Here is a 15,983-nt window from a genome sequence, read left to right as displayed (position 1 = left end):
ACAATAATGAAGGATTCAGTTATTTGTGTTGAAAATTTGTATAGAGATTATGAGACTACTAAAGGATGGCTTAATAAAAAAAAAGTTATAGTTAAAGCACTCGCGGGAATTTCTTTCGAGGTTAAAAAAGGTGAAATTTTTGGATTATTAGGGCCAAATGGGGCAGGGAAAACAACAACGATTAAAATTCTTTCAACACTACTAGCACCTACTTCAGGTGAAAGTAGGGTATTAGGGTATAAGACATTTGGAGAAGAAAATATGATTAGGCAGCATATAAATTTTATTTTTGGCGGGGAGCTAGGTGTATATAGGAGATTATCAGGAAGAGATAATTTGGTATATTTTTCAAATCTATACAAGATTAGGAAAAATATACGAGATAAAAGAATAGACGAATTGCTAGAGCTAGTAGGGCTTTCTGAAAAAGGTGATTTAAAGGTTGAAACCTATTCAAAGGGGATGATTCAAAGATTACAAATAGCTAGGGGATTAATAAATGATCCTGAGATAATTTACTTAGATGAGCCGACAATCGGATTGGATCCAATTGGAGCAAGAGAGCTAAGAGATATAATAAAAGAGCTTTCGTTGAGAAGAAAAACTATATTACTAACAACACATTATATGCATGAAGCTGATGAGCTATGTGATAGAATTGCAATTATTAACAAGGGTAAGATTGTAGCATTGGATACCCCAGTTAATTTGAAGAAGCAAAATAGAATAACTTCAGTACTTGAAATAAATGTATTAGGTATTTACGATAAAGAACTTGAAGAGATTAAAAAAATAGAAGGGGTAGAAACTGTAGCAGTCAAAAAAAATGATCAATGGCAATTAATACTAATACAGTTTAAAAACACTCATAATATAACACAAAATGTACTAAATGTTCTAAAAAACAACACAGTTATCTCTGTAAATGAAAGAGGAGCTTTACTAGAAGATGCTTATGTAAGACTGGTAGGAGGTAGTATATGATAACTGTATTAGAAACAATATATTCTACTGCTAAGCTACAGATGAAAGAAGCAGTAACCAGACCTACTTTCAGGTTTTGCTTACTCATTCAACCAATAATTTATTCGCTAATAACATACAAAATGTTTATTAATTCAGGCCATGACAACTTTGTTGCATATACTGTATTGGGCACAGGGATATTAACATTATGGAGTTGTATATGTTTTTCATCAGCTGGCGATATAGAACGTGAAAGATATATGGGAACTCTACAGGTAATTTATAATACTCCAACAAACTTCAAAGTTATAATCCTTGGCAAAATTTTAGGAAATACAATGTTAGGTTTATTACCTTTTTTTATATCATTTGCATTTGTTAGGTTATTTTTAGGAGGAGATATGTATATTAAAGATCCTATGGCTTTTGGTATTTCAATGATTATTACAATTGCATCTTTTATGGGCATTTCTATGCTATTTGCTGCAGTTTTTACTTTATCAAGAAGCTCAAGAATATTAATGAATTGTATTGAATATCCAGTCTTTATATTATGTGGCATATTATTTCCTATAGAGATATTACCAAAGTGGACAATTCCATTAAGCTATATACTATCTCCAACCTGGGCTGTAAAATTATTACGATTATCAGTTGAGGGTTTAGAGGGCAATGACATATTTTGTAAATACTTTGGTATTTTAACTACGATTACAATAATATACTTCATTTTGTCAAATATACTTTTTAAGATAATTGATAATAAGACAAGAATAAAGGCTACGTTAGGAGTTGTTTAATATGAGTTTTGAAGGTATAGAAAGATTTTTTGTTCAATCTTGGTTATCTTTTAAAGCATTATTTGGATGGATAGAACCAAAAACATATTTTTTTGTAAAAGTTTTAAATCCCATTTTTCAATTATTGTTCTTTTGCTTACTAGCAAAGTATAGCTTTAAAACAAATGATCTAACACCCTGGGTAATTGGAAATTCATTTCTACTGTGTATATATAATTCAATTTTTGGTATTGGTCATGTTTTTGTGATGGATAGGTATGCAGGAACATTAAAAATGATTATTGCCGCTCCCTTTAATAAATTCTTAACATTTTTTCAAAGAGGTTTTGTTCATATCATAGATTCTCTATCCACGGTGGCTATTGGATTAATTATTGGTTCAATTGTATTTAATGTTAGTTTTAGTAACATTAGTATTCCGATATTTATAATTATTGCACTAGTAGCAATGTTTTCAGTGGCTGGATTAGGATTACTACTTGGAAGTTTTGGATTAGTAACGAGTAGCATGAACTTCATTGCCAATATAGTTTCTATGATTTTAATAGCACTAACTGGAGCAAACTTTCCAATCGAAACTCTTCCTAATTCAATCAGAATAATATCCTATTGCTTACCAATTACAAGAAGTATAAAAGCTGCAAATTTATTGATGAATGGAGGTAGTACTCAAGTTATATACAGCTTGATAGTTAAGGAAATTTTTGTAGGTATAGTATATATAGCCTTGGGTTATATGTTCATTATAATTACAGAGCATATAGCAAAAAGAAAGGCTACTCTTGAATTATATTAGATAGATTTTTATTGTTATAATAGTAAGGGGAGTGTTTTTAGTGAAAGTAGGTATTATTGGCAGTACGGGATTTGAGTTTTATAGAATATGCGATTCATATATAGAAAAGGAAATAATAGTTGACTTAGAAAGTATAAAATATTTATCTGGAGATTTTCATGGAATAGATATATACTTCTTTGTTAGAAATATAAGGAAAGGGGCATGTCCACCTCATTCTGTTGATTATCTTAGAATAATGAAAGCAATGCAGCTGTTGCAGGTTAATTCAATATTGGCAACATCAGTTGTAGGTAGCTTAAGGCCTGAGTATAAACCAGGAGACCATATTATAATAGATCAATTTTTGGATTTTACAAAGTATAGGATTTTCACAGTCTATAATAAAGATGAATTTGCTTTTGTTGACTTTACGTACCCCTACTGTAATAGCTTAAGGCAAGTCTTGGCTAATTCCTGTGAAAAAATAGGTGTTGATTATAAAGAAAGTGGTTGCTATGTAGGAGTTGATGGACCAAGGTTTGAAACTGCAGCTGAAGTAAAAGCATATAGTATTCTTGGTGGAGATGTAGTTGGCATGACTAATATACCCGAGGTAATTCTAGCGAGGGAATTAGGACTGTGCTATGCAACTATTGCTTTAATCGTTAATTATGGAGCAGGTATTGAGGGGAATCTAGTTTTAAGAAAAGATTGTCGCGAAGAAGTAAATAAACATATTGATAAAACAGTAGATATCATTAGGAATGCACTATCGAATATCAGAAATAGAGAATATTGTGACTGCTATCTTAAAGCAGATGACATTATTACTAACTAATATCTAAAAATATAATATTATTGATAGAGGTACTGTATATGGCATATTCAAGGATTTTAACTTATTATAATGAAGCTAAAATATTATACAATGGTGGTATATGTAAACCAAGAACAGCAATAATATATCCTGTTTATGGATGCAATTTGGACTGCAAGGGCTGTATATGTCAATCTGATAATTATAACCCTATTTACATGGATTTTGAGAAATTTAAAAAACTAATCACAGAGTTAAAAGAGTACGGAGTTGAATCTATAGAATTTTGTGGTGGTGGGGAACCCTTGCTTCATCCATATATTAAAGAAATGATAACCTACATTACAGAAGATAAAAAATTAGCTTTTGGGATTATGACTAATGGAATATTATTAGATGATGAAATAAGCAATCTAATTATAAACAATGCATCTTATATTAGAATTTCATTATATGACAGCACCTTTTATGAAGTATTTGATGGATTAAAAAAGTTGATTGAACTAAAAAAAAGTAATGGTTCAACAATTGAAGTTTCTAGTAAACTGCTGGTTTCTAATCGTAACATAGATATGATACCTAGCCAATGCGTAGAGTTAACATATTTAGATTTAAATTTAATCTCAATAAAAGCTGAAAGAAATTCAGAATGCGAAATAACTGTTCAGCAGGCAAAAGAACTATCACAGCTTCTAAAACAAATCAATAGCGAGGTTATTGTTGTTGGATTAGAGAAGTCGATTATTAATGAAAAATGTTGGATGTCTCCAATTCATGCACTAATTGATCCATATGGAGATCTTTATATTTGTTGCTATTATGTAAATAGGCCAGATAAACACAGGATAGGAAATGTATTTGAAAAAACTTTTAGTCAAATTTGGGCCTCACAAATACATAAAGAAAAGATAAATAATATAGTTGTTGATGAATGCAACCTTTATGATTGTAGGTGGCATTCGTATAACAAGCAAATGAGAAACTTACTTGATGGTAATAAAGTGTATTACCTATTTTGCTAGAAAATATATTTAATGACAAGAGGTTAAATATGAATTTTATAATGGTTTTAACAATCGTATTAATACTGTTCGGATTATTTAAGTTATTAAAACTATATAAAGTTTATTTAGTTTTAAAGAAAAAGGAAGTTGATTATGAAAAGCTACATAAATTTTTAATCATTATTCCTGTGTATAAAGAGCAACTTCGAATAAAACAATGTATAAAGGCCTTTGAAAGAATAAACTATGATAATAACAAAGTAAAAATAGTTTTTGCTACAACTAACAAGGAAAAAGTAAAACCTCATACCCATGATATTTTAGAGGAATACTTACAATCTAATACTACCATATTTGAATATCAGGTACTTATGTACCCTGAAGAATATGGGAGTTCTGCTGAACAGGTTAACTATGCTTTTAACCAATTAAGAATGGAAGAAGCAAACATAGTAGGAATATATAATGCAGATTCTATACCTCAAAAAGATACATTCTTACATGTGTCAGAAAAATTCAAAGACTCCAAGGTAAATTACCTTCAGCAGAGGATTTCTTTTTTTAGCAACTTAAATAATAATCTATTTTCACTTGGATACGCATATCATCAGACAATTTTTGAACTTTCTGTTAATATGTGGAAAGATTTATATGGTAATGGCGGAATCATAGCTGGCAGAGGGTTATTTTTAAGGAAAGATAAAGTTGGAGATTGTATATTTCCAGAAAACTTTTTTTGTGAAGATATTTCCTTATATTTTTTTCTTAAAAGTAACAAGGAGAAAATATATACAATAAATACTTTAGAATTTAACGAAGCTCCACCGGATTTAACTTCAATAATTAAACAGCATTCAGTTTGGTTTCATACAGCAAACAGCTTCTATGAATTATATAAATATGTTAAATCTAGTCTTAATAATGAATTACCCTTACTATTTTGGTACTTCATTTTCAAAAGGATTATTATGAACATGATATGGCTTTGTGCACCTCTTTTTTTATCTTTGTTATGTATATATAATCCTATATTGCTACTAATGATAGGTCTTTATTGTATAATTACTACATCTATTATTAATAAGCTTACTACTGAAGAGTATAAAGGGAAGCATTTATTGATTTCATCCTTTAGTCTAATGATATATTTATTTCTTTATAATCTAGGACCTCTAAAATACATAATAAATCAAATATTAAAGTTCTTTTATACTAAAGAGGTTGTTAAGTATAAAACCCCGAGGAGGGAAGCCCATAATGAAAAAAATTATAGTAACAGCTGACGATTATGGAATATCAAGGGAGGTAAATGAAGGAATTGAAGAGGCTGTCTTTTATAGCATTATTACTGGAACATCAATATTAGCAAATGGTATATTGAATAATCTAGGCAGCTTAAAAAAATCTAATATTGCTTTTGGTGTCCATTTAAACCTGACCCTTGGTAAACCCATGTACAGTGAATATCCTTTAGAGTATTTAGTTAATTATAATTTTCCTAAGTTTTTTAGAAAAGACGGCAGGGTTCAGTATTCTATAAAAGAAGAAATAATTGAAAGAGAATTTGAATCTCAAATAGATAAAGTAAAATCAATTGTAAATATTAGCTACTTAGATACGCATAACCATATACATGAATTAAGTCAAGTTTTCAGTGTTGTTGTGAAACTAGCTCAAAAATATAACTTAGCTGTAAGATCAATCAACGAAGAAATGACAGCAACCTTAAGAAAAAATGGAATAAAGTGTACTGATAGATGCTTTCTTGATTTTTATGATGAAGGTGCTACCCTAGACAATTTGTTGGTGCAATTACCAAAAATAGAAGGCAATGTGTTAGAATTAGTGACTCATATTGGGTACTCATCCAGTAATATTAATGATAACTACAATGAGAGCAGAGAAAAAGAATACAATATTTTAAAAAGTAAAGAAGCCATAATTTTCATGAAAAAAAATTATAAAAAAATAACATACGAAGAGTTGTTTTAATTTGAGGTGGTTGGGTTAGTGAAAAAGGTTCTCTTAGTTAATGGAATGTTTAATATTAAGAAAATATCTGAACCATTGGGTATTTCTATTTTAGCATCAGTAATAAAGAAAAGCACTTCATACAAAGTTTCCATTTATGATCCTTGTATAGATGGCGATAGCGTTGATATAGCTTATGATAAAGTTCTTTTAGAAGAACATGATGTATTGGGTATTTCAGTTGTGGGCTTTAAAACAGAAGATATAGTTAATTTTCTTGAAAAATATAAGCAGTCTAATAGAAAAACTACTATTGTTATTGGTGGACATGGGCCTTCTATAAGACCTGAACTATTCCTACATGATATAGTAGATGCAGTATTTATTGGTGAGAGTGAAAAGAGTTTTATAATGTATTTAGATAGGCTATTAAAGAGAGAAACAACTAAAAATTTACCAGGTATAGCCTTCAAGGATTCGAACGGGAAGATTATTATTAATGAACCATCAGAAAGAACTGACAATTTAGATGATCTTCCTTTCATGAGTAGAGATGTTTTATTTCAATTACATAAAAAATTTGGAGATGAGATTGCGGCACAAATTATTGGTAGTAGAGGCTGTTATATGAACTGTAGCTACTGCTCTGTACAATCATTTTCTAAGTTACAAAAAGGGAAGAATTATAGAGAAAGATCAGTAGAGTCAATTGTTGAAGAAATGCAGAATTTATATAACACCTTCAGAATTAGGAAGTTTATTTTTGAAGACGACAATTTTGTTCCTAGAAGGCTGAGTGATGCGAGAGAAAAAATAGATAAATTTACCAGATATATTAAGAGAAGTGAAATAAAAAACTTAAATTTTTTCATTCAGTGTAGACCTGATAACCTGCACATTGATTCTATAGATGAATTAAGAAAAATTGGGCTTAGAGGTATATTTACTGGAATCGAATCTATAAATGAAGATGAGTTAAAAATTTATGGAAGAGTAGCTGGTGTAACTGACGTTATAAAAAAACTTAGGGAACTCAACGAAATAGGCTTTAAGTGTGATGTTAATTCAACTTTAAGGCTAAATATTGGATATATTATGTTCAATCCTTATTCATCAAGAGAAACATTGATGGAGAGTGTTAAGTTCTTAAGGGAATTTAATGTAACACCCAAAAAATTAACTGTATCAATAATTCCTTATTATAATACACCAATAAGAAGAAGGATTGAAAAAGAAGATTTAATTAATGAAGATGGAAGTATAAAATTTAAAAATGAAGAAATAAGACAAATATATTCTTATTTATTAAAGATAATTAATAACATATTAGATTTTAGAGAAATATTAAGGATGCCTACTAAAATGAAATTAGAACTGAAACTAAATCTAAATGATGATTTTTTCAACAACCTAAGGGTTGAGTTTGATAAGATGTGTTATGACGCCTTCGAGGAGTTGTTGAATAGTAGAATCGAAGATTTTTCAAAAATCCGTGATAAGTACTATACTTTAGTTGATAATTATAGAGAAAATGACCAGTTAGTTAATAAAATTAATGATTTCTACACATCTTTAAATTTAAAATCAAATACTAAAAATATTTTTAGATAAGGGGAAAAGATGATGGGCTTTGTTAGAAGTTTAAGAGACTGTATTTACTACGATGAAAACTATCTAGGTGGTAAGGCATATTGGCTTAATATCTTAATAAATAGGGGTTATACAGTCCCAAAAGGGTATGTACTTACAAAAGAATTATATGAGGATTATGTAATAAACAATAATATTACTATAGAAGAAAGTAGAGATGAGCTTTTTCAATATGATGAAATTAGAGAAAAAATATATAATGGTCATTTCAATGAAGAAGTCTTAAATGTTTTATATGATACCTATGAAAAGTTAAAAAAGCCAATTATAGTAAGGAGTTCTTCAAGTATTGAAGATAATGAATTGTCAAGTTGTGCTGGATTATATAAGAGTATTGGAGATATCTACCAGTTTAATAAATTTATAGACGCAATAAAGCTATGCTGGATATCTTCATTTAATGACATGATAGATGTAATTGTAGGAAAAAGAAGAGATTATGCCATATCGTTAATAGTTCAAGAGCAAATAATACCAGAATTTGGAGGGGTAGCCTTTACTGCTAATCCTGTTACCATGGATGAACGTGAAATAGTTATAGAAGTATCCAAAGATGGTAGCAAAGAAGTAGTTAGTGGCTCAGGTTTTTGTGAATGCAAAATTTTTAATAAATTAGAAATTTGTTCAGAAAGCATAGATTACCCTTTTGATGAATTAATTAAAAGCTTATTAGATATTGAGATATTGAGAGAAAAGCCCATAGACGTTGAATGGGTATACACTATGGGTACTTTATATTTTTTACAAGTAAGACCAATTACAACATTATCAGCAGTTATGGAAAAAAATATCTTTGAAACTGAAGATGCTATGGTAACAAAGTTCAATCTACAAAACTGTACATCAATGCACTCAAGATGGCTTGAAAAAAAAATACCTGTTAGAAAGTATTGCAAAGAGAACAATATTAATTTACAAAGGTTTATCTATTACTTTAGCAGTAATGATAAATATCATAATGATGTTGATAATATTATTTTCTACATGAGAAGCAATATAATCGAAGTAGTAGATGGAAAGAAAAACATGTTGATAGATAAACAATATTTAAAAGAAATTATAAATAAAGAATATAAAGATAGCCAGGTATTGAGGATAGGTGAGTCAATTTCAACAGAATATTGTGGTTTCTCAACTTATTTGGATGGAAAAATATATATTGAAACTGTTAAGGGTGGTTTCACTGGATTATATGAAGGCTTTAATCCAACAAAATATATTGTAGATTTGAATGGAAGCATAATAAGTGAAACAATTGAAGAGTTTGAACAAGAATACTTCCTCAATCCTAATGATGGGAAATGGCAAGTAAGAGATATAGAGAAAAACCCCTTAACTATTTCTAAAGAAGTAATACAAAAGATTATAAATATGACGGCTATTATAAAAAAAAAATACGGTGAGGTTAGACTAGAATGGATTGGTAATAAAGAGGATATATATTTGTTTGACCTAACAGTTGAAAAAACAAAGATTGGAAATACTTATCTAAGTAGCAATATATTATCAAGTGGAATAGCAAAGGGGAAAGTAAAAATTCTTAATGACATATCCGTATTCGATAAATATATACAAGAAGTAAGCATAAGAATGGGACATAAACTATCAGAAATGAAAAAAAGTGATGAAATAAAAGAAATTAAAAAGAAAATAATTAATGAACGTACAGATACAATATTAGTCTGTGAATATCCAAAAGAAACGCTTGTTACATTAATTGAGCATGTTGAGGGTTTTGTTTTTCGAAGAGGATCTTTACTATGTCATCTATCAATTATTCTAAGAGAGAAGGGTAAACCTGCAATAATTGACCAAGACATTTTTGATAGAATAAATGATGGCGATGAAGTTATGATTAATAATGGAGAATTTATAGTCTTCTAAAGGTGGTATTTTGAATTTGGAGAATTATTTAATTTATGGAGGTTAGTATGAGTATAGATGTCTTTGAACAAGGATTAAGTATTGAGAATGAACGGGATAAAGTTAGCAGGGCTTTATTTTTAATAAGAACTGAAGCTATTCAAAGAAATTTAGTGGGAGAAATAATCAAAAGAATTGAAAAGAAAGGTTTAAAAATAATTGGAATTAAGATGGTAAATCTAAATGAAGAAATAATGTGTAATCTATATTCAAACTGTTTTGATTTACCATATTTTGATGAAATGTTGCGATATCATACAGAAGGTCCTGTAATAGTATTAGTTGTAGAGGGCATTAATGGCAATAAGAATGCAAATGAGGTTTGTGGAAAAGTAGGCATATCAGGTACTATAAGGGGGGATTTATCCATGCACCCTGCACGTAATTTGCTTCACTGTTCTAATCTTGATAAGAGTAATTATGAGATTGAAGTATTTTTCAAAGAAAATGAATTGTTTGAATATGATTTATTTTTGCAAAGATGGACCCGATAATAATCAATACAAAAGGAGCTTGTGTATATGAATAAAGGGTTTTGTGTAATTGAGGGTGTATGCAATGCGGGGAAAACTACATTATTATCATCGTTGAAATCTGATGGATTTTTTGTTGTACCTGAGACTGGTAAAATGGCATCAAATTTTCCACCACCTCCAACAAATTTTCTAGAGGCTAGAATCAATGAAAAGTTTATCTTAGACTTAGAAATTAAAAGGGCAGAATTAGGAAAGAAAAGCTCACTAACTAAACTATCTTTTGCTGATAGAGCACTACCTTCCGTAATAGCCATAACCTATGGATATTGTTTGAAAAGAGGTTATAACACATTGGATGGATTGTTTGATGACATTATAAATATAGTTAAAAAGAATCCATATGCATTTCATGTTGATTATTATGTTTATCTAAAGATTACCTATGATACTGTTTCAAGAAGAAACACCAAGAAAAAACTAAGTGATTTTTGGGTTAATAAAGACGTAATAAATGCACAAATAAATTTTTATGATTTATATCAAACAATCATGAAAAGTCAGACATTTATAACAATAGAGGCTGATAATATGAATAAGGAAGAGTTAAAAGATAAAATACTAAGCTTAAAATTTAAACAGAATTCATTTGATAAAGAAACTCTAATAGCAGAATATAAACAGCTGCACTCTGAACTGACTAAATATTATCATTCATCAAAGGGATGTAGTTAGTTTGAATTTAGAAATAAGGGGAGAGGAGAAAAAATGATAGATGTTATTTTACTAGTTGGCGGAGAAGGAAAAAGATTGAGGGAGATAACAAAAAACAGACTACCAAAGCCAATGGTAAAAATCGAGGGGATACCATTTTTGAGATATAAATTAGATGAAATAATTAATGAAATGGGTGACAGCATAAATAAAATAATACTTGCTATAGGCTATCTAGGTGATATGATTGTTGATTATTTTGGTTACAATTACAGGGGGATAAATATCATATATAGCAATGAGGGAAACGATAAATTAGGTACAGGAGGAGCATTAAAAAAAGCAAGTGAGCTTATTGAAACTGATATAGTACTAGTTGGGTATGGAGACGTATTTTGTAGTATTAATCTTAATGAAATGATAAAAGTTCACTCTAAAGTTACAATATTAACTACAAAGTATAGGCCAGATATGCGTTTCGGAAGATTAAGAATTAATCAGGAAAATAAAGTTACAGATTTTATACCTAAAGGTAATGAAACAGAAGAAGAGTATATTGACGGAGGTTTATACTTATTTAATAAAGAAGTATTGAGAATTATGCCCATTTACTCACAATTGGATAAGGTCTTAGAAAAATATATACTTGAGGGCGAAGTATTAGCTTATAAAGTAGAAAATATTTTTTTTGATATCGGAACTCCTAAAGACTTTGATGTATATGTGAAGTATAAACAACATGAGATAATAGTACATAAGGATCATATGAATTCTGCAATCTAAATAAAGCAAAAGATATGCCAGTAAAGTTTATAAGATAATATATATATGACATATAATAAAATAATTTTGAATTTAACATAACTACTAATCTTTAAAGGAGTTGATAGCTATAAAAGAACCAGTAATTGAAATGGAGTTAAAGTACTTACTATGTAAAAGCGATTTTTTAAGATTAAAGGAGTATCTTTATGAAAATTTTGATGTCATTTCAACAATAAAGCAGACTAATTATTATTTGGATACAGAGGATTACTATTTAGAAAATCAGGGAATTACAGCTAGAGTAAGGGAAGTAGAAGGAGTTAGGTTTGAATTTACATTGAAAACCAAGAGGTTTTCAGTAGGAAAGGATTACTTACATATAAAAAAAGAATTAACTATACCCCTTGATTTTAGTACTTTTAATAATATATTAACTGGAGGGTTTAACGATGTCAAAACTATAAACCTTCAGCAATTTCCCCCGCTGGAAGATTTTAAAGAGATTACCAGTATAAATGTTATAGGAAGTCTATCTACTCAAAGAACTGCCTTTGAAGTGGTAAGCTGTATGGAACCCTTGTTATTAGATGAGAATCAATTTCTTGATAATGAAGATTTTGAAGTTGAATGGGAAACTCCTCAGCCAATAGTTACTGATGAAAAGATAAAGGAGCTATTTTTTATTTTAGAGATTCAACCAATACAGTGCTTTGATTCTAAAAGGTCTAGGTTTATTAAAGTCTTTAAAAATAAAAGAGGTACTAATTGCACAAGGGTGAAATTAATTTAGACTCACATTCCGCTGAAGTGGATATAACTTTTTCAAGGTTTTTCTTAGGTTTTTAAAAATAAGTGGCACCACGTATAAAGATGTCCTTTGGTATGCCTAAGCATCAGAGAATCGTCTTAATGCTATTATTAATAGCGTGCGTAAAATCTCGCTGAGTCTGGGCCCCAGCGTAATAAACAATGGTTTGGATACTGTAAAAGAATTAATAAATGGCAACTAATGAAGGACGAGTCATTTTGAACTTTCCTGGGCCAATGATCACTTCTTCGTTTTCTGCCATCTCACGACGAACAACATATTCAGCAATAGACAAATCCATCACATCTATCAGAAGTAGGTACATCGAAGCATAGATTCGCTTTGAAAAATTCAAATACAAGGAGTTGACTAGTTGAGTGGTTGAGGCGATTTCAACTGTTGAGATTTCTTTTCAACTTGACCTTGAGTCTTGTATTCTTTGAAAATGGTTCAAGCATTGGCATTAGATCATTGCTGCAAAACACAAACATAGATTGACTTAGAAGGTTTTTTCTATCCCCTTATTGTCCATTTGACTGGAAATTTGCATGTAATAGCAAAGCTCTAAAGTATCAGAGTCTGATTTATTAGAAGATCTACCAGGTTTCCGCTTTGTGACTTCTTGTTATCAACATTTACACTATGATATTTGAACTTCTTCAGTGCTTTAGAGACTATTTTTTGAATTTCAATTTCAGCATCTTTAAGGGATGTGCAGGTTCGTTTGGAATACTGTTTAATCAATTTATCAAGAGCATCGCTTTCAGAAGACACCTGCTTATAAAAGCTTTATTCATTCTTTTTACAAAGGTCTTCTGAATAGCAAACGCAGTACCGTTAAAGGTACTTCTTTATAGTCACCTGAAGCTTCCATAATACTGTATCGAGCAGACTTTTTATCATTCGATTCTATAGGTATCATGTTTTTAAAGTCTCTACAGGCTTTTTCAATCAATACTTTAGTAGCTTTGGTGTTGTAAGGAGTTCTTGTAATGAGATTAATATTTCTAGTATTCGCCTTGAGTAGATTTTCATGTGAAAACAAGTTACTATCTGCAATGTAGTAGAACGTATCTGGATTTATTTTCAACAATTTCAGAAGATCCTCCACATCATCTAGCTATTCTTTATTATAAGCCTTGTCATCCATGTTGATGGATAAAACTTTCGCATTAACGAAGGTACCACTGGCAGCTCCCAGTGAGACTTTCAGTTGTTTCTAATCTTGACGTTTTTGCTTACTATAACCATAACCAATTTGAATGACACCATCCTCTTCACAATCTACTTCATAAGTACCCCACAGAACCTTGGAAATGGTGTCAAAGTTAACGCTCTGAACCTTAATACCAAATCGAACAAAAGAATTAGCATCAACTTGGCTGAACATCTCGCTAATCATATGATTATCAATAATTTGTGGTAAACCCATTTGTTTTAATGAACCGACTAAAAAAGCGGCTTTACCATCTGTATAAGTTTTAATATTTATAAGATTTACGGACATGTAACTACCTCCAAAGTCGTTGATACTACAAGTATTCGACATCGGATGAAAAACTCATTATTGCTACAGAAAAAAAGAGAGGTGGATGCAATAGAAGGGGAGATAAGAGTTTTATCAGAGATGATGAAATGATATACGCTTATAATAAAGGTCCAGTGTTAGATACTGGACCTTTGAAAATATTCTTCATTTATACCTTCCAGTTCCTTTAAAAATAAGGGAATAGAAGGATTTTCGTTAGATTTGTTCCATGCCGCCACTAGCTGATCCTCCGTCTGCTCCCCATCAATATCAATAAATCTAAGGCTGGGGCTGGAGTATAGCTTTAGACTTTTAGGAACGATTGCGATTCCCATCCCGGCATCCACTAAGAGAAGTACAGTGTTTATAAGCCTAGGTTCCCTAACGATATTGGGGGAGAAACCACTGTTGCTACACATTAATAGGGTTTTGTTAAAGCCCTGGGGAGATTCCAATCTATTTAACACGATAAAACGCTCATCGGCAAGCTCCTCAAGTTTTAAAATTTCTTTATTTGCTAGGGGATGCTTTTGATGCATGGCAACAGAAATGGTTTCAGTAAATATCCTTTTACCCTCTAAATCTCCAATATTATCAATTCCAAAGGATAAGGTAAAGCCTATGTCTAATTCCTTTGCCTTTAAAGCCTCTATTAAAGTGCCATGATTAAATTGATTTAGGTGTAGGTCCACCTTTGGGTAACTTCTTCTAAATTGTCTAATCAAATGGGGGAGAAAATGCCTTTCGGTATAGCCTAAAAATCCTATCTTTAAATTCCCAATAATACCCAAATCTGCTTGTCTTGTTTTTTCCAAGGCCTCTTGAGTTTTATTTACAAGACCAATAGCTTCCTTTAAAAGAACCTGTCCAGCATTGGTGAGTTTAACAGTCCTCTTATTTCTAATAAATAGCTTGGCTCCAATCTTTTTTTCTAAATCGGCAATTTGCTGACTAACGGCTGATTGAGCCACAAATAATTCTTTTGATGCTTCAGTAAAGCTTAAATTTTCTGCTACTGCTATAAAGTATTGTAACTGGCGGATATCCATGGAATCACCCCTTCGGTAAGATCATTAAGAATTATGAGTTAAGAATGAAGAATGAAATATAACAAAGATCATTAGTAATGAGTAATGAGTAATTAGTAATGAGTAATAGATAATAAGTGATAAGTAACAATTAAAAGTGTAAAATGAAATAAAAAATTGGTGAGTTAAAGTTAATTATAAAACCTATATTTTAGTTAAAATAGGCATTCTAAAACCATTCTTATTTTTATCTTAGTTTTCAATTTTCAATTGTCATTTCTCCATTTTCAATCTATAATTTTCTACATTCTAAATTCTACATTCTTCATTTATGATTCAGCTCTGCTGAATCAATATAATAATAACATTTTATTCTATATCCATCAACAGTAATCACTTTTACTTATTACTGATATTTAATTCTCATATTTCACAATGTAGCTAATATTCTGTATCCTATAGTTAGGATTAAATTTTATTTCTTAAAATATTTTTAGAAATAAGATCAAGAATTAAAGGAGGGATTAGATTGGAAAAGGTAAAAATATTAAGCCAGTACTGCAAAAGCTGTAACCTTTGTGTTGATATTTGTCCCAAGAAAATTCTAGCAATCGGAGATAAGTCAAATCAAAAGGGATACTTTACAGTTGTCTGTACAGATCAAGAAAAGTGCATTAGCTGTGCCTTATGCGCAACTGTGTGTCCAGATGTAGCGATAGAGGTTTACAAATAGAGTATAGATGGGAGTGATATAATAC

Annotated in this window: 17 protein-coding genes; 14 read left to right on the top strand and 3 right to left on the bottom strand. The window is 30.2% G+C overall.

Annotation, left to right across the window (positions count from 1 at the left end):
* Positions 1-6 precede the first annotated feature (6 nt).
* The 13 genes from F8153_RS08645 (at position 7) to F8153_RS08585 (ending at position 12,651) form a co-directional block, all read left to right on the top strand.
* A complete protein-coding gene (locus F8153_RS08645) occupies positions 7-984 on the top strand; it encodes an ABC transporter ATP-binding protein (RefSeq protein WP_151865958.1) in 978 nt (325 codons plus the stop codon).
* Positions 981-1,766, top strand: a complete 786-nt coding sequence (locus tag F8153_RS08640) for an ABC transporter permease (RefSeq protein ID WP_151865957.1) — start codon at positions 981-983, stop codon at positions 1,764-1,766. Before F8153_RS08645 ends, F8153_RS08640 begins: the two co-directional genes overlap by 4 nt.
* 1 nt (position 1,767) lies before the next feature.
* Positions 1,768-2,562: an ABC transporter permease gene (locus F8153_RS08635; RefSeq protein WP_151865956.1), complete on the top strand. Its 795-nt coding sequence runs from the start codon at positions 1,768-1,770 to the stop codon at positions 2,560-2,562.
* 40 nt (positions 2,563-2,602) lie between these two features.
* Entirely contained in the window at positions 2,603-3,382 is a 780-nt protein-coding gene (locus tag F8153_RS08630) for an MTAP family purine nucleoside phosphorylase (protein WP_192929736.1), read from the top strand.
* Positions 3,383-3,420: 38 nt separating this feature from the next.
* Positions 3,421-4,383 carry a radical SAM protein gene (locus tag F8153_RS08625; protein ID WP_151865954.1) on the top strand — a complete coding sequence of 321 codons (963 nt, stop codon included), beginning with the start codon at positions 3,421-3,423 and terminating at the stop codon, positions 4,381-4,383.
* Positions 4,384-4,412: 29 nt separating this feature from the next.
* A complete protein-coding gene (locus tag F8153_RS08620) occupies positions 4,413-5,648 on the top strand; it encodes a glycosyltransferase (RefSeq protein WP_151865953.1) in 1,236 nt (411 codons plus the stop codon).
* Complete coding sequence (locus tag F8153_RS08615; protein ID WP_151865952.1) at positions 5,623-6,357, top strand: ChbG/HpnK family deacetylase; 735 nt, start codon at positions 5,623-5,625, stop codon at positions 6,355-6,357. Before F8153_RS08620 ends, F8153_RS08615 begins: the two co-directional genes overlap by 26 nt.
* A gap of 18 nt (positions 6,358-6,375) precedes the next feature.
* Positions 6,376-7,947: a B12-binding domain-containing radical SAM protein gene (locus F8153_RS08610; RefSeq protein WP_151865951.1), complete on the top strand. Its 1,572-nt coding sequence runs from the start codon at positions 6,376-6,378 to the stop codon at positions 7,945-7,947.
* Between the two features lie 12 nt (positions 7,948-7,959).
* Entirely contained in the window at positions 7,960-9,870 is a 1,911-nt protein-coding gene (locus F8153_RS08605) for a PEP/pyruvate-binding domain-containing protein (RefSeq protein ID WP_192929735.1), read from the top strand.
* 47 nt (positions 9,871-9,917) lie between these two features.
* Positions 9,918-10,403 (top strand): nucleoside-diphosphate kinase, encoded by a 486-nt coding sequence (locus F8153_RS08600; protein ID WP_192929734.1) that lies wholly within the window; start codon positions 9,918-9,920, stop codon positions 10,401-10,403.
* 27 nt (positions 10,404-10,430) lie between these two features.
* Complete coding sequence (locus F8153_RS08595) at positions 10,431-11,117, top strand: hypothetical protein (protein WP_151865948.1); 687 nt, start codon at positions 10,431-10,433, stop codon at positions 11,115-11,117.
* Positions 11,118-11,150: 33 nt separating this feature from the next.
* Positions 11,151-11,879 (top strand): nucleotidyltransferase family protein, encoded by a 729-nt coding sequence (locus F8153_RS08590; protein ID WP_151865947.1) that lies wholly within the window; start codon positions 11,151-11,153, stop codon positions 11,877-11,879.
* A gap of 130 nt (positions 11,880-12,009) precedes the next feature.
* Entirely contained in the window at positions 12,010-12,651 is a 642-nt protein-coding gene (locus F8153_RS08585; protein WP_192929733.1) for a CYTH domain-containing protein, read from the top strand.
* An 820-nt stretch (positions 12,652-13,471) separates the two neighbouring features.
* Here F8153_RS08585 and F8153_RS08580 read toward each other — a convergent pair.
* The 3 genes from F8153_RS08580 to F8153_RS08570 form a co-directional block, all read right to left on the bottom strand.
* Positions 13,472-13,762, bottom strand: coding sequence for a hypothetical protein (locus F8153_RS08580; RefSeq protein WP_151865945.1), 291 nt, complete (start codon positions 13,760-13,762; stop codon positions 13,472-13,474).
* A 126-nt stretch (positions 13,763-13,888) separates the two neighbouring features.
* On the bottom strand, positions 13,889-14,176 hold the full coding sequence (locus F8153_RS08575; protein WP_151865944.1) for a hypothetical protein: 288 nt from the start codon (positions 14,174-14,176) through the stop codon (positions 13,889-13,891).
* Between the two features lie 158 nt (positions 14,177-14,334).
* On the bottom strand, positions 14,335-15,246 hold the full coding sequence (locus tag F8153_RS08570) for a LysR family transcriptional regulator (RefSeq protein ID WP_151865943.1): 912 nt from the start codon (positions 15,244-15,246) through the stop codon (positions 14,335-14,337).
* A 508-nt stretch (positions 15,247-15,754) separates the two neighbouring features.
* Here F8153_RS08570 and F8153_RS08565 point away from each other — a divergent pair.
* Complete coding sequence (locus F8153_RS08565) at positions 15,755-15,958, top strand: 4Fe-4S dicluster domain-containing protein (RefSeq protein WP_192929732.1); 204 nt, start codon at positions 15,755-15,757, stop codon at positions 15,956-15,958.
* Positions 15,959-15,983 lie beyond the last annotated feature (25 nt).

Source organism: Alkaliphilus serpentinus, from assembly GCF_009017255.1.
In the GTDB taxonomy this organism is placed as follows: domain Bacteria; phylum Bacillota; class Clostridia; order Peptostreptococcales; family Natronincolaceae; genus Alkaliphilus_D; species Alkaliphilus_D serpentinus.
The sequence above is the reverse complement of the archived record's forward strand: the minus strand, read 5'-3'. Positions and strand labels throughout refer to the sequence as shown.

Excerpts from the sequence above, each read along its gene's own strand:
- F8153_RS08615 (WP_151865952.1), top strand. The coding sequence starts at position 5,623 with ATGAAAAAAATTATAGTAACAGCTGACGATTATGGAATATCAAGGGAG.
- F8153_RS08645 (WP_151865958.1), top strand. The coding sequence starts at position 7 with ATGAAGGATTCAGTTATTTGTGTTGAAAATTTGTATAGAGATTATGAG.
- F8153_RS08640 (WP_151865957.1), top strand. The coding sequence starts at position 981 with ATGATAACTGTATTAGAAACAATATATTCTACTGCTAAGCTACAGATG.
- F8153_RS08600 (WP_192929734.1), top strand. The coding sequence starts at position 9,918 with ATGAGTATAGATGTCTTTGAACAAGGATTAAGTATTGAGAATGAACGG.
- F8153_RS08635 (WP_151865956.1), top strand. The coding sequence starts at position 1,768 with ATGAGTTTTGAAGGTATAGAAAGATTTTTTGTTCAATCTTGGTTATCT.
- F8153_RS08605 (WP_192929735.1), top strand. The coding sequence starts at position 7,960 with ATGGGCTTTGTTAGAAGTTTAAGAGACTGTATTTACTACGATGAAAAC.
- F8153_RS08570 (WP_151865943.1), bottom strand. The coding sequence starts at position 15,246 with ATGGATATCCGCCAGTTACAATACTTTATAGCAGTAGCAGAAAATTTA.
- F8153_RS08620 (WP_151865953.1), top strand. The coding sequence starts at position 4,413 with ATGAATTTTATAATGGTTTTAACAATCGTATTAATACTGTTCGGATTA.
- F8153_RS08585 (WP_192929733.1), top strand. The coding sequence starts at position 12,010 with ATGGAGTTAAAGTACTTACTATGTAAAAGCGATTTTTTAAGATTAAAG.
- F8153_RS08575 (WP_151865944.1), bottom strand. The coding sequence starts at position 14,176 with ATGTCCGTAAATCTTATAAATATTAAAACTTATACAGATGGTAAAGCC.
- F8153_RS08590 (WP_151865947.1), top strand. The coding sequence starts at position 11,151 with ATGATAGATGTTATTTTACTAGTTGGCGGAGAAGGAAAAAGATTGAGG.
- F8153_RS08595 (WP_151865948.1), top strand. The coding sequence starts at position 10,431 with ATGAATAAAGGGTTTTGTGTAATTGAGGGTGTATGCAATGCGGGGAAA.
- F8153_RS08625 (WP_151865954.1), top strand. The coding sequence starts at position 3,421 with ATGGCATATTCAAGGATTTTAACTTATTATAATGAAGCTAAAATATTA.